This window comes from Pedococcus sp. P2_E4 (assembly GCF_056403935.1).
In genome coordinates, this window is sequence record NZ_JBFUEO010000010.1 from 1 (window position 1) to 13,893 (window position 13,893).

The window sequence follows — 13,893 nt, forward strand, 5'->3', positions numbered from 1 at the left end:
ACCACCAGGACCCCTGGAGTCGCGGAGGAACCACCGACCTCGCCCACGCCATCCCCCTGTGCGGACACCACCACCGCCGCATCCACGACCCCGCGTACACCCACCACATCGAAACCGACCCCGGCGGACGCAAGACCGTCACCTACACCCGGCGGACCTAGACATGCCGCGGCTGGACAGCGCGCAGGTCAAAGGCAGGGCGCGGCTCGGCGCTGAACTGCGCCCGGGTCGAGGGGGTGAGGTGCTTCGCGGCGCCCCTCGGCACCGGAGGGGGTTCCTACACGCCGCGCAGGTCGAGGGTGAGGCGACTCGTGGCGCCCTGGGTGAGGACGACCGGAATGCCCCAGTCCTGTTGGTACAGGTGGCAGGCAGCGTGCTCGGGCACCTCGCCGGTCTCCGGGTCACCGTCACACGAGGCCGCCTGCACCGACACGTGCAGGACGCCGTCGACCACGCTCGGGTCGAGGTCGAGCTGCCGGGTGAGGCCGGTCGCGCTGCCGCTGCCGCTGCGCAGCAAGCCCTCGGGCGTCGCCGAGACCATGAGCCTGGTCGGGTCCCCCCAGCGGTGGTCGAGCTTCTGGCCGGTCGGGGGCGTGAAGCTCACGGTCAGGGTCACCGCACCCGGGGCGATCTCGGTGCGGGGCCGCTGCGTCCGGTGGGCCAGTCCGTCGACGCGCTGGGCCTTGTCCGGCAAGGGGATCCGCACGAGCTCGTGCGCCGCGGACTCGACGACGACCAGCCGAGCGCGGCCATCGTCGTCCGGCTCGACGACGGCGTCCGACGGCTCGCGCAGTCCGCTGGCCAAGGTGGTCACCTCGAGCGCGACCGGGTCGAACCGGCGGATGGCGCCGTTGTAGGTGTCGCTGATGGCCACGGAGCCGTCGGGCAGGACCGTGACGCCCAGCGGGTGCTGGAGCAGCGCCTGGTCGGCTGCGCCGTCACGGTGGCCGAAGTCGAACAGTCCCTGCCCCACGTGCGTGCGCACCACGAAGCCGTCGTCGGTGAGGTCGAGCGAACGCAGCGCGGACGTCTCGGAGTCGGCAACCCACAGCCGCGACCCGTCGGGCGACACCGCCAACCCGGAGGGCTGCGCAAACCACGCCTCGTCGGCTGCGCCGTCGCGCACACCCTCGGCGGAGGTCCCGGCCAGGACGGCCACCGTGTTGTCGGCAGGGTCGGTCGCCAGGTGCAGGGCCCAGAGCTGGTGGACGCCCGCCATCGCCACGACCACCCGGTCGATGAACCACGCGACGTCCCACGGGGTCGACAGGTCCTGCTTGAGGGCCGGACCGCTGCCCGAGCGTTCGCGCAGCTGACGCCCGGTGCCGGCCAGGACCGTCCAGGACCCGTCGGCCAGGCGCAGGCCCTTCACCTGGTGGTGGACGGAGTCGGCCACGACCACGTCATAGCCCACCCGCTGCGCGGTCTCAGGGGGCAGCACCAGCACGCCCTGCGGTTCGTTGAGGGCACCCGCACCACCGAACCGGCGCCGCTCGGTCGCCAGGTCGGGCTCCAGCCACACGACCTCGTGGTGGGTGGTGTCCGACACGAGGAACGAGCCGTCGGGCAGGGTCGCGGCCTTGCCCGGGAACCGCAGGGCGGTCTGCTCGGGTGTCGGCACGACGTACGGCGAGTCGCCCTGGCGCAGGGTTCCCTTGGCGCGGTGCTCCTCGACCAGTTCCTCGACGAGCACCGACAGCCCGTGGGCGTGGCCCTCCCCCGACATCGAGGCCGCGATGTAGCCCTCGGGGTCGATCACGACGAGGGTCGGCCAGGCGCGCGCGGTGTAGGCCTGCCACGTCGCGAGCTCGGGGTCGTCGAGGACGGGGTGGTGCACGGCGTACCGTTCGACGGCCGCGGCGAGGGCGTCGGGGTCGGCCTCGTGCTCGAACTTGGGCGAGTGCACCCCGATGAGCACGAGGGAGTCCGCGTACTCCTGCTCGAGGGGGCGCAGCTCGTCGAGGACGTGCAGGCAGTTGACGCAGCAGAAGGTCCAGAAGTCGAGGACCACGATCCGGCCGCGCAGGTCGACGAGGGACAACGGCGTCCCTCCGGTGTTCAGCCAGCCGCGCCCCACGAGCTCTGGCGCGCGCAACCGGGCGGCCGCCCGCAGCGAAGCCGTCACAGCCGACGGTCCCGCAGCACGGGGAACTGCTCGCGCCAGGCCGTCACCGCGTCGAGGTCGACCTCGACGCTGAGCACGGCCTCGGCGGTCCCGGCCATGGCGAGCGCCTCACCCTTGGCGTCGATGACTTGGGAGTGGCCGCCCATCTCGGTGCCGGCGTGGGTGCCGGCCGTGTTGCAGGCGATCACGACGCACTGGTTCTCGATGGCGCGGGCGTGCGCGAGCAGGGTCCAGTGACGCACGCGCGCCGCCGGCCAGGCCGCCGGCACCACGAAGGCCACCGCTCCGGCATCGAGCTGTCGACGGTAGAGCTCGGGGAAGCGCAGGTCGTAGCAGGTCGACAGGCCGGCCGACCCGCCCCCGCCCGGCAGGTCGACGAGGACGACGTCCTCGCCGGGATCCATGAGCGTGGGTTCGCCCGCCCCGAAGCCGAACCGGTGGATCTTGCGGTATGTCGTGAGCAGGCTCCCGTCCGGACCGTAGACGAGCGAGGTGTTCCAGAGGCCGCGACCGTCGGTGCCGACCTCACCCGTGGTGGGGCGCTCGACGATCGAGCCCGCGTGGAGCATGACCCCGGCGTCGCGGGCAGCGGCCGACATCGCGGTGCCGATGGGCCCGTCGACGGGCTGGGCGCGCTCCCCCCACTCGCGGTACGAGAAACCGCCGGGCCCCCACAGCTCGGGCAGCACGACGAGGTCGTGCCCGGCCTGGGCGCGGACCAGCGCGGCGACGCGCTCGACCCGCTCGTCCAGCGGCTCCTCGTCGCCGTAGGCGACCTGCACGACTGCAACTCGCATGCTCAGCTCCTGCCTGGGTCGTCGGTGGGATCGTCGGCGGTGGCGCGATCTGCTCGGGGGCCGGCGTGCGGTCCGGTTCGCTGCTCGTGGCGCTTCTTGAGGTCCTGCAAGTGTGCGTTGTAGGCGGCCAGCTCCGCATCCCCGTCGCGGTCGGCCTGCCGGTCCTTGCGCCTGGTTTCGGCGCGGTCCGAGCGCACCCAGGCGATGGCGACGAGCAGCGTCAGGGCCACCGTCGGCGCCTCACCGATTCCCCAGGCGATCGCGCCCGCCTCGTGCTGGTCGCCGAGCGGGTCGGTCATCCAGGGCAGCTTGACGGCCTCGAAGAACTCGGGGGCCAGCAACGTCGTCGACCCGGTCATGACCACCCCGAAGAAGGCGTGGAACGACATGGTCGCGAACAGCACCACGAGCAACATGAGCGGCGGCCACTTCTTCGGTCCCGGGTCGATGCCGATGAGCACCCACACGAACAGGTACCCCGTCGTGAGGAAGTGCAGCATCATCAGGACGTGCCCGGTGTGGGTTCGCAGCGCCAGCTCGAACAGCGGCGAGTAGTAGAAGATCGCCAGGCTGAAGAAGAACAGCGCCGCGGCCACGACCGGGTTGGACAGCACGCGAAGCGCTCGCGAGTGGACGACCTGCAGCACCAGCTCACGAGGGCCCCACGTCTTGTCAGGTCGGGGCTGGAGGGCGCGCAGCGCCAGCAGGATCGGCGCGGCCGGCACGAGCAGCAGCGGCACGAGCATGGCCACGGCCATGTGCATGAGCATGTGGGTCGAGAAGAGCACCGCCCCGTAGACGCCGGGCGCCCCGCACGTCGCGTAGACGAACACGGCCCAGCCGAGGACCCAGAGGACGAGGCGGTGGGCGGGCCAGGCGTCGCCCCGGCGGCGCAGCCGGAGCCAGGCGGCGAGGTACAGCCCCACGGCCAGGAGCGCGAGCCCCAGCCAGAGCCAGTCGGTGCGCCAGGTCGTCAGCCAGGACGAGGCCTCGAGGCGTGGCGGGGCCGGGTAGCCGGTGAGCGAGAACGCGGGCGAGGCGTCCTGGAGGGCTTCGTCGGGCACGGGTGGCGCGCTGCGCGACAGCGCGACTGCCACGCCCACGGCGATGCCCATGACGACGAGCTCGGCGACGACCAGCCGCACGAACGCCGCCGTCGCGGAGCCCACGGAGCCCGCGGAACCCGCGGAACCCGCGGAGCCGACGGAACCCGTGGAACCAGCCGAGGCCGCGCCGGTCGCACTTCTCGGGGCACGCAACGCGGGCAGGAGGGAGCGGCGGTGGCGCCACCCGGCATACCCCAGGAGCAGGAGGGCCACGGTCTTGACCACCAGGAGCAGGCCATAGCGGGATCCGAGGTCGGACCACCCGTTCACGCGGATGAAGGCGCTCTGCACCCCCGACAGCGCCACGGCCGCGAAGCACCAGCCGGCGAGCACCGAGAAGCGCTCGACCGTGGGCGCGAGGTCGCGACCCAGCGTGGGACGCATGACGGCGAGAGCAACCAGGCCCCCGACCCAGACGGTGACGCCGACCAGGTGGACGGCCAGGGCGTTGACCGCCGTGCCGTGGTCCTCGGCGCCGGCGGCGTGACCGGCGAGGGCGAGCGGGAGCAAGCCGACGACGGCGATGGCGGCAAGCCAGGCCATGCCGGTGCGCGTGCGGGCGACGGCCGCGCCTGCACTCACCAGGGCGGCGGCGATCGCGGTCAGCAGGACGACCCGGATCGACTCGAGCTCGAACGCGAAGGTCATGAACTGCTGGGTGAACGACGGGTCGCTCAGCGGCACTCCCGACAGGACGGCCAGGGAGAACACCGCGGTGACGACCCCGGCGAGCGCCCAGACCGCCGCCGCGACGGCCGCCAGGCGAGTGGCGTCGACCCGCCGGTGGGTACGGGTGGTCTCGGGCATGAGGAAGGCCGCCTGGACGAGCAGCCCGATGGTCGTTGCCGCCGCGAGGTCGTGCACGACCCGGGCATAGAGGACGCCCCACCGGGCGACCGTGCCGGGGTCGGCAACCACCGGTGCCGCCGCAGCCTGCCCCACGGCTGCCGCGAGGGGCAGCGCGACCGCGGCAGCCAGCACGAGGGCAGCTGCCGGGGGCCGGGCCGGGACCGCTGCAGGGACGCTCATGCGGACCAGCCTAAGTAGGGTGGGGTCATGCCCCTGCACCCGGCAGCACCCGACGACCTCGCTGGGCTCGTTGCGGCCTATCAGCAGACGACCCAGGCGGTGGTCGACCTGGGCCGGTCCTGCACGCAGGAGGACTTCGCCAAGCCCACTGCCTGCCCGGGGTGGACCGTCAAGGACCAGATCTCGCACGTCGTCGGGCTCGAGTCGTGGCTGCACACCGGGGACGTCCCCCAGGTCGACGTCCCGGACTACGACCACCTGCGCCACGAGGCCGGCCGGTTCATCGAGCGTTCGGTCGAGATCCGGCGCCCGCTCAGGGCCAGCGCGATCGTCGACGAGCTGGAAACCCTTGCGGCACAACGGGTCAAGCAGTTCAGCGCACCCGACATGACTCTCGACACCGTGGTGCGGGGCGCGTGGGGGCCGGCACCCGCGGGCGACAACCTGCGCACCCGCATCCTCGACATCTGGACCCACGAGCAGGACATCCGCCAGGCCCTGGGTCGCCCCGGCGACCTCGACTCGGGGGGCGCGGCGGTGTTCATGGACCTGCTGTTCGCGGCTCTGCCCCGGCTCGTCGCACGCGAGGCTGCCATCCCGCCCGGGAACGTCGTCATCATCGACGTCACCGGCCCGATCCTGGGGCGCGCCGGTGTGTGGGTCGACGAGGGCACCGAGGGCAAGGCACGCGGCATACCCCTGTTCTCCGGGGTCGCGCACGACGGTGACCCGCACGACGTCTTCACCACGATCACGCTGTCGACCGACGCCCTCACCCGACGGGCCGCAGGCCGCGGCGGGGTCGACGACATCCACTTCACGGTCCACGGGGACGAGGACGTCGCCCGCCGGGTCCTCGAGCACCTGCCGTTCGTCCCCTAGGCGGGGCGCGGCCACGAGCCGCATTGCTTGCACATCACAACCATCTCGTGATACTTGTATGCCGCAAGCAATCTTTCGTCCGAAGGTCCAGCCATGTCCACCTCACCTCCCGGGTCGCGCGGTGCCGATGGCCCCGGTTCCTCGTTGGACCGGGCCACCGCCGAACGCGTCAGCCTCGGGTTGATCCGCGTCATGAAGCTCATGCAGGCCCTGCGCCAGCACGCGCCGCGACAGCACCCCGCCGTCGACACGGCCGCCTACCCGGTGCTGTTCACGCTCGCCGCGGAGCCGCAGCGGGTGTCGAACCTCGCCGAGCTGGTCCACTCCGACGTCTCGACGGTCAGCCGCCAGGTGTCGACGCTGGCAGCCCACGGGCTGCTCGAGAAGGTCAGCGACCCCGAGGACGGGCGCGCGCAGGTCGTCCGGCTGAGCACCGAGGGCGAGGCGCTGGTCGCGCGGATCCAGCACACGCGCAACGAGTGGTTCGCCACCCTGCTCGCCGACTGGGACCACGACGACGCCGCGGACTTCGCCGCCCACCTCGAGCGCTTCGGCGCCACCCTCCTCGAGGTGCGCGAGCAGGCCACCGGCCGAAGCCGCCCCGACGCACCCACCACCAGCACGTCCCCCACCAGCACGTCACCCACCAACACGTCCCCCCACTCGCACAGCACGGAGAACTGACATGGCAGCTGCCGCCCCCGCCCGTCCCGACGGGCCCCTGACCCACCGCCAGATCGTCACGATCCTCGTCGGGCTGATGATGGGCATGTTCCTCGCTGCCCTCGACCAGACGATCGTGGCCACCGCGATCCGGACGATCGCCGACGACCTCAAGGGGCTCGACGAGCAGGCCTGGGCGACCACGGCCTACCTCATCACCTCGACCATCGTGACGCCGCTCTACGGCAAGCTGTCCGACATCTACGGCCGCAAGAGGTTCTTCTCGGCCGCGATCACGATCTTCGTCATCGGTTCGGTCCTGTGCACCCTGTCGCAGACGATGTTCCAGCTCGCGTTCTATCGCGCGGTCCAGGGCCTCGGCGCCGGCGGGCTCTTCTCGCTCGCGCTGGCCATCATCGGTGACATCGTGCCGCCGCGGGAGCGCGCCAAGTACCAGGGCTACTTCCTCGCGGTCTTCGGCACCTCGAGCGTGCTCGGACCGGTCATCGGCGGCTTCTTCGCCGGTCAGTCCCAGATCCTCGGGGTCGACGGCTGGCGCTGGGTGTTCCTCGTCAACGTGCCGATCGGCATCGCCGCCCTGCTCGTGGTATCGCGCACGCTGCACCTGCACCACACCCGGCTCGACCACCGCATCGACTGGTGGGGTGCCGCCACGCTGACCCTCGGCCTCGTGCCGCTGCTGCTCGTCGCCGAGCAGGGCCGCGACTGGGGCTGGGGATCCGGTCGCTCGATCGCGTGCTTCGTCGTCGGCATCGTCGGGGTCATCGCGTTCCTGCTCGTGGAGCGGGCGATGAAGGACGAGGCGCTGCTGCCGCTCACGCTGTTCCAGGAGCGGACGGTGGCGGTTGCGTCCGGCGCCTCGGTGCTCATCGGCATGGCGATGTTCGGTGGCCTGGCGTCGTTGCCGCTCTACCTGCAGATCGTCAAGGGTGCGTCGCCGACCAAGGCGGGGCTGCTCCTGCTGCCCCTGACCCTCGGCATCATGGCCGGCTCGATCATCTCCGGCCAGATCATCAGCCGGACCGGGCGCTACCGCCGGTTCCCGATCATCGGGTCGGCCCTGCTCGCCATCGCGCTGTTCGTCTTCCACTTCATCAAGGCCGACACCCCGCTGTGGCAGACCAGCATCGTGATGGTCGCCTTCGGGCTCGGGCTCGGCTTCAACTTCCAGCCACTGACCCTGGCCGTGCAGAACGCCGTCTCGCCCCGGTTGATCGGCGTCGCCACCTCCTCGGCGACCTTCACCCGGCAGATCGGCGGCACGCTCGGCACCGCGGTCTTCCTGTCGATCCTGTTCTCGACAGTGCCCGACAAGATCCAGTCGGCGCTCAAGGCCTCGGCCGGCACCAAGGACTTCCAGGCCGCCATGGCCGACCCGGCGAACGCCGAGTTCGCCAAGGGGCTGCAGTCCGCCGCGGGCCAGGCCGGCGGGACGGCCGGCGGCGTCCTCAAGGACAGCTCGTTCCTGAACGACCTCGACCCGCGACTGGCGAAGCCGTTCCTGCAGGGCTTCTCCGACTCCATGGACCTGGTCTTCCTCGTGGGCGCCGGAGTCATGCTGGTCGGCTTCCTGGTGATGCTGCTCCTGCCGCACGTCGAGCTGCGCGGCGGGTCGGCCTACTCCGAGCGGGCCGCCGACAAGGCTGCTGCCGACAAGGCCGACGCGGACAAGGCCGACGCCGACAAGGCCAGCGCCGACCAGGCCGACGCGGACAGGGCCGACGCGGCAGCAGCGGCCACCCCACCGGTCTGACGCCCACAGAGGCCATCAGAAAGCCGACAACGCGCCGGGACTTCCCGGCGCGTTGTCGGCTTTCGCGTGTCAGCGTGGTGCGGCGTCAGCCCCAGACGAGTCCGCGGGCCGGGTCGGCCAGGATCGCGCCCACGTCGGCGATGAACTTGCTGCCGAGCTCGCCGTCGACCAGTCGGTGGTCGAACGACAGCGCGAGCTGGGTGACCCACCGCGGCTCGATCGTCTCGGTGCCGTCGGCGGCCGTGACCACCCAGGGCTGCCGCCGGATCGCGCCGAACGCGAGGATCGCCGACTCACCGGGGTTGATGATCGGGGTGCCGGTGTCGACGCCGAACACACCCACGTTGGTGATGGTGATCGTGCCGCCCGACATCTCGGCCGGCTGGGTGCGTCCCTCGCGGGCGGTCGCCGTCAGCGCGCCGATGGCATCGGCCAGCTGGCGCATCGACATCTGGTCGGCGTCCTTGATGTTCGGGACGATGAGGCCACGGGGCGTGGCTGCGGCGATGCCGAGGTTGACGTAGTTCTTGACCACGATCTCCTGGGCGGCCTCGTCCCACGTCGCGTTGATCTCGGGGTGACGGCGGATCGCGACGGTCATGGCCTTGGCCAGCACCAGCAGGGGCGTGACCTTGACGTCCTTGAACTCGCGATCCTTCTTCAGTCGCTCGACGAGCTCCATGGTCGCCGTCGCGTCGATGGTGACCCACTCGGTGACGTGCGGAGCGGTGAACGCCGAGCCCACCATCGCCTGCGCGGTCATCTTGCGCACGCCCTTGATCGGGATACGCGTCTCGCGCTCGCCGCCGCGGGTGAACACCGGTGCCACGTATGCCGCCGGGCTCGCGCCCGCCGCAGCCGCCGGTGCCGCCGTGGTCGGCTGCCCGGCCTCGGTGCCACGCGAGGCGTGCGCCTCGACGTCGGCGCGCGAGATGATGCCGCCCTCACCGGAGCCCGCGACCTGGGCGAGGTCGACGCCGAGGTCCTTGGCGAGCTTGCGCACGGGCGGCTTGGCCAGTGCGCGGGCTCCACCCTCGGCGGCGGCACCCTCAGCCGCGCCACCCTCACGGGCCGCCGGAGCGGTGGGCAGGGTCCCCACCGGCTGCTCGGCGCGGGCGCTCGTGGGCCGCTGGACGGCCGGGGCCACCGCACCCGCCGCCGCACCCGCGTCCTTGCGAGGACGGCGCTTGGCCTCGGTCTGCTTGACGCCGTAGCCGACGAGGACGGCCGTGCGACCGGTCGACGTGGTGCCGCCGATCTTGCCCTCCTCGATCTCCTCGTCCTCGGAGGCGGCTGCCGCAGCGGCCGCCATCTTGGGGGCGGGAGAGCCCTCGATGCCGGGCTCGACGGCGCCGGCCGCAGGTGCGTCCTGGACGGGGGCCGCGCCAGCCTGCGCCGGTCCGCCCGCGGTGTCGACGGAGATGATCGGCGTGCCGACCTCGACCGTGTCGCCCTCGGAGACGTGCAGCGCGGTGACGGTGCCGGCGAACGGCACCGGCAGCTCGACGAGCGACTTCGCGGTCTCGATCTCGACGATGATGTCGTTGACCTTGACCGTGTCGCCGACCTTGACGTTCCAGGTGACGATCTCGGCCTCGGTCAGGCCCTCACCGGGGTCCGGGAGCTTGAACTCTTTGACTGCCATGGGTTGCGCGCCCCTCTCAGAAGGCCAGCGAGCGGTCGACGGCGTCGAGGACGCGGTCGAGGTCGGGGAGGAACTCTTCCTCGAGCTTGCTGGGCGGGTACGGCAGGTTGTAGCCGCCGACCCGCAGCACCGGGGCCTCGAGGTGGTAGAAGCACCGCTGCTGCAGCGCTGCCGCGATCTCGGCGCCGAGGCCGAGGAAGGTCGACGCCTCGTGCACGACGACCGTGCGGCCGGTCTTCTCGACCGACGCGGCGACCGTGTCGAGGTCGAGCGGGCTCAGCGAGCGCAGGTCGATGACCTCGAGGTTCTTGCCCTCGGCGGCGGCGGCCTCGGCCGCCTGCAGGCAGGTCTTGACCATGGGGCCGTAGGCGACGAGCGTCGCGTCGGTGCCCTCACGGCATACCTGGGCCTTGAGCAGCTCTCGGGGCGCGGCGGACTCGTCGACGTCGCCCTTGTCCCAGTAGCGGCGCTTGGGCTCGTAGAACAGCACCGGGTCGTCGGACTCGATGGCCTGCTGGATCATCCAGTAGGCGTCCTCGGCGTTGGAGCAGCAGACGACCTTGAGCCCCGCGGTGTGCGCGAAGTAGGCCTCGTTGGACTCGGAGTGGTGCTCGACCGCGCCGATGCCGCCACCCACGGGGATGCGGATGACCATCGGCAGCTTGATCTTGCCGAGGGAGCGGGCCCGCATCTTGGCGACCTGGCTGACGATGTGGTCGAACGCGGGGTAGATGAACCCGTCGAACTGGATCTCGACGACCGGGCGGTAGCCGCGCAGCGCCATACCGATCGCGGTGCCGACGATGCCTGCCTCGGCGAGCGGGGTGTCGATGACGCGGTCCTCGCCGAAGTCCTTCTGGAGGCCGTCGGTGACGCGGAAGACGCCACCGAGCTTGCCGATGTCCTCACCCATGAGGACGACCTTGGGGTCGCGCTCCATGGCGGCGCGCAGGCCGTTGTTGATGCCCTTGGCGATCGTCATGGTGCCCATCAGTGACCACCCTCCTGCGCGAAGCCGGCGTGGTAGGCCGCGAACTCCTTGCGCTCGGCCTCGACGACCGGGTGCTCCTCGACGTAGATGTGGTCGAACATCGAGTCGGGGGTGGGGTCGGGCATCGACAGGCAGCCCTCGCGGACCTGGCCGGCGAGCTCGTCGGCCTCGGCGTCGATCGCGTCGAAGAACGCCTGGTCGGCCTTCTTGGTGTGCACGAGGTAGGACTTCAGGCGCTCGATCGGGTCGCGGTGCTTCCACACCTCGACCTCGGCGGAGACGCGGTACTTGGTGGGGTCGTCGGAGGTGGTGTGCGCACCCATCCGGTAGGTGTAGGCCTCGATGAAGGTCGGGCCGTTGCCGGAGCGGGCGGCGTTGAGCGCCTGGGTGGCCACGGCATAGACCGCGAGCACGTCGTTGCCATCGACCCGCACGCCGGGGAAGCCGAAGCCGCGGGCCCGTTGGTAGAGCGGGATGCGGGTCTGGCGCTCGTTGGGCTCGGAGATGGCCCACTGGTTGTTCTGGCAGAAGAACACGACCGGGGCGTTGTTGACCGCGGCGTAGACGAAGGCCTCGTTGACGTCGCCCTGGGCGCTGGCGCCGTCACCGAAGTAGGCGATCACGGCGGCGTCGCGCTCGTCGTCACCCGTGCCGACGTCACCGTCGCGCTGGATGCCCATGGCGTAGCCGGTCGCGTGGAGGGTCTGCGCGCCGATGACGATCGTGTAGAGGTGGAAGTTCTTCTCGTTCGGGTCCCAGCCGCCGTGGTTGACGCCACGGAAGAGGCCGAGCAGGTTCAGCGGGTTGACCCCGCGGCACCAGGCGACGCCGTGCTCGCGGTAGGTCGGGAAGGCGTAGTCCTGCGGACGCATCGCGCGACCGGAGCCGACCTGCGCCGCCTCCTGGCCGAGCAGGCTGGCCCAGATGCCGAGCTCGCCCTGGCGCTGGAGCGCGGTGGCCTCGGCGTCGACGCGGCGGATGAGGACGAGGTCGCGGTAGAAGCCGCGCAGGTCCTCGTCGGTCAGGTCCTTGACGTACTCGTCGTACTCGGTGTTCTCGACGCGCTGACCCTCGGGCGTGAGCAGCTGGACCATCTCGGGTCCGCCGTCACCGACCTCGGGGACCGGGGCGGTCAGCTCGGCGAGCACCTCGTCCTCATGGTCGACGCTCGTGGCGCCGGCGACTGCGTTGTCGCTCACTGGAACTCCTTCTTCACCCGGGCGGGGTCTCCGCCGGCGTGTGGCGGCTGGTGTGGGGCGCGCTTGTGGCGGCGCTCACAGGTTGGCCTTGCAGGGCCAAGATATCGGGACGACCGAAAATCTCAGAATCCGGACTCTTCCGGGCTCGCCACCAGCAAAGTCGTATGGCGCGCGGCGGGTCAGGTGAGCCGCGACTGGCTGCGCCACAGGTCGATCCCGGCCTCGACGGCGTCACGGTCGATCTCGGCCAGCTCGTCGTCGCTGAACCGCAGGTTGGCCACGGCGGCGGCGGAGTCCTCGAGCTGCTCGACCGACGACGCCCCGATGAGCACCGACGTCACCCGCTCGTCGCGCAGCGCCCAGGCGAGGGCCATCTGCGCGAGCGACTGACCGCGCTCCTGGGCGATGTCGTTGAGTTTGCGGACGTGGGCCAGCGTCTCGTCGGTGAGCAGGTCCGGTGACAGCGACTTGCCCTGGCTGGCGCGCGAGCCCTCGGGGATGCCGGCGAGGTACTTGTTGGTGAGCATCCCCTGGGCCAGCGGGCTGAAGGCGATGCAGCCGATGCCCTCGCTGCCGAGGACGTCGAGCAACCCACCCTCGATCCACCGGTTCACCATCGAGTAGCTCGGCTGGTGGATGAGCAGCGGAACCCCCATGTCCGCCAAGATCGTGCGCGCCCGCTCGGTGAGCTCAGGCCCGTAGCTGGAGATGCCGGCATACAGCGCCTTGCCCTGGTGGACGATCGAGGCGAGCGCCCCCATGGTCTCCTCGAGCGGGGTGTCGGGGTCGGGCCGGTGGCTGTAGAAGATGTCGACGTAGTCGAGCCCGGTGCGCTGCAGGGTCTGGTCGAGGCTGGCGACGAGGTACTTGCGCGATCCGCCGTCGCCGTACGGCCCGGGCCACATGTCCCAGCCCGCCTTGGAGCTGATGACCAGCTCGTCGCGGTAGGGCTCGAAGTCCGCCGCGAAGTGCCGGCCGAAGTTCGCCTCGGCGCTGCCGTACGGGGGCCCGTAGTTGTTGGCCAGGTCGAAGTGGGTGATGCCGATGTCGAACGCGCGGCGCAGGATCGCACGCTGGACGTCGAAGGGCTTGTCGTCGCCGAAGTTGTGCCACATGCCGAGCGAGATCGCCGGTAGCCGCAGGCCCGAGGTGCCGACCTTGCGGTAGGGCATCGGGCCGTAGCGGTCAGGACGGGCGAGGTAGGGCGGGAGCCAGGTGTCGACCATGGGAGCCAGCCTAGGATGTAGCGATGAGGACAGCGCGTTCGCTGCTGGTAGTGGGCCTCCTGCTCGCCGTGGCGGCGTGCGGGAGCAGCTCGACCGTGCCCGGCGGATCCGGCTCCACGACCCCCACCTCGACGCCGGTCGAGGACCTCACCCTGACCCCCATGCCGGGCGCCCCTCCCATCACGGTGAGCGGCACGGTGTCCGACGGGGTCGAGGCCGGCTGCGTGGTGCTCACCACGGACGACGGCACCTACACGCTCATAGGCCAGACCCGGGGGCTCACCGCGGGCCGGCAGGTCACGCTGCGCGGTGTCCCGGCTCCCGACGTGCTCACCACCTGCCAGCAGGGCACCCCGTTCCGCGTCCTCGAGGTGCTCTGAGACGCCCTGCCCGGTCGCCCATGGCTTCGCCGCACACGAGGAGGCGGGTATGCCGGGTGGTGACCACCCGGCATAC

The 13,893-nt window shown here is 71.3% G+C and carries 11 protein-coding genes; 4 read left to right on the top strand and 7 right to left on the bottom strand.

Annotated features, from left to right (window positions below; genetic code table 11):
* Positions 1–277: 277 nt before the first annotated feature.
* The 3 genes from AC1DV7_RS07005 to AC1DV7_RS07015 are packed head-to-tail and all read right to left on the bottom strand — an operon-like array spanning position 278 to position 5,057.
* Positions 278–2,125 carry an NHL domain-containing thioredoxin family protein gene (locus AC1DV7_RS07005; protein ID WP_477595953.1) on the bottom strand — a complete coding sequence of 616 codons (1,848 nt, stop codon included), beginning with the start codon at positions 2,123–2,125 and terminating at the stop codon, positions 278–280.
* Positions 2,122–2,922, bottom strand: a complete 801-nt coding sequence (locus AC1DV7_RS07010) for a carbon-nitrogen family hydrolase (RefSeq protein WP_477595955.1) — start codon at positions 2,920–2,922, stop codon at positions 2,122–2,124. Before AC1DV7_RS07010 ends, AC1DV7_RS07005 begins: the two co-directional genes overlap by 4 nt.
* 2 nt (positions 2,923–2,924) lie before the next feature.
* A complete protein-coding gene (locus tag AC1DV7_RS07015; RefSeq protein WP_477595956.1) occupies positions 2,925–5,057 on the bottom strand; it encodes a bifunctional copper resistance protein CopD/cytochrome c oxidase assembly protein in 2,133 nt (710 codons plus the stop codon).
* A 27-nt stretch (positions 5,058–5,084) separates the two neighbouring features.
* On the opposite strand from AC1DV7_RS07015, the gene AC1DV7_RS07020 reads away from it, so the two are divergent.
* From AC1DV7_RS07020 to AC1DV7_RS07030, 3 genes are all read left to right on the top strand, one after another.
* Entirely contained in the window at positions 5,085–5,939 is an 855-nt protein-coding gene (locus tag AC1DV7_RS07020) for a maleylpyruvate isomerase family mycothiol-dependent enzyme (RefSeq protein ID WP_477595958.1), read from the top strand.
* Positions 5,940–6,032: 93 nt separating this feature from the next.
* Complete coding sequence (locus AC1DV7_RS07025; RefSeq protein ID WP_477595960.1) at positions 6,033–6,623, top strand: MarR family winged helix-turn-helix transcriptional regulator; 591 nt, start codon at positions 6,033–6,035, stop codon at positions 6,621–6,623.
* A gap of 1 nt (position 6,624) precedes the next feature.
* Positions 6,625–8,376, top strand: coding sequence for an MDR family MFS transporter (locus AC1DV7_RS07030; protein WP_477595962.1), 1,752 nt, complete (start codon positions 6,625–6,627; stop codon positions 8,374–8,376).
* An 85-nt stretch (positions 8,377–8,461) separates the two neighbouring features.
* On the opposite strand, the gene AC1DV7_RS07035 is transcribed toward AC1DV7_RS07030, so the two are convergent.
* The 4 genes from AC1DV7_RS07035 to mgrA all read right to left on the bottom strand — a co-directional run bounded on the left by AC1DV7_RS07035 (position 8,462) and on the right by mgrA (position 13,437).
* Positions 8,462–10,021 carry a dihydrolipoamide acetyltransferase family protein gene (locus tag AC1DV7_RS07035; RefSeq protein ID WP_477595964.1) on the bottom strand — a complete coding sequence of 520 codons (1,560 nt, stop codon included), beginning with the start codon at positions 10,019–10,021 and terminating at the stop codon, positions 8,462–8,464.
* A gap of 16 nt (positions 10,022–10,037) precedes the next feature.
* The gene (locus AC1DV7_RS07040) at positions 10,038–11,012 is read right to left on the bottom strand and encodes an alpha-ketoacid dehydrogenase subunit beta (RefSeq protein ID WP_477595965.1); all 975 of its coding nucleotides are present in this window, start codon (positions 11,010–11,012) and stop codon (positions 10,038–10,040) included.
* A complete protein-coding gene (pdhA, locus tag AC1DV7_RS07045; RefSeq protein ID WP_477595967.1) occupies positions 11,012–12,211 on the bottom strand; it encodes a pyruvate dehydrogenase (acetyl-transferring) E1 component subunit alpha in 1,200 nt (399 codons plus the stop codon). The genes AC1DV7_RS07040 and pdhA overlap by 1 nt, the downstream gene beginning before the upstream one ends.
* Before the next feature lie 179 nt (positions 12,212–12,390).
* On the bottom strand, positions 12,391–13,437 hold the full coding sequence (gene mgrA / locus AC1DV7_RS07050) for an L-glyceraldehyde 3-phosphate reductase (protein WP_477595969.1): 1,047 nt from the start codon (positions 13,435–13,437) through the stop codon (positions 12,391–12,393).
* Between the two features lie 23 nt (positions 13,438–13,460).
* On the opposite strand from mgrA, the gene AC1DV7_RS07055 reads away from it, so the two are divergent.
* The gene (locus AC1DV7_RS07055) at positions 13,461–13,817 is read left to right on the top strand and encodes a hypothetical protein (RefSeq protein WP_477595971.1); all 357 of its coding nucleotides are present in this window, start codon (positions 13,461–13,463) and stop codon (positions 13,815–13,817) included.
* The last annotated feature ends 76 nt before the right edge of the window (positions 13,818–13,893 follow it).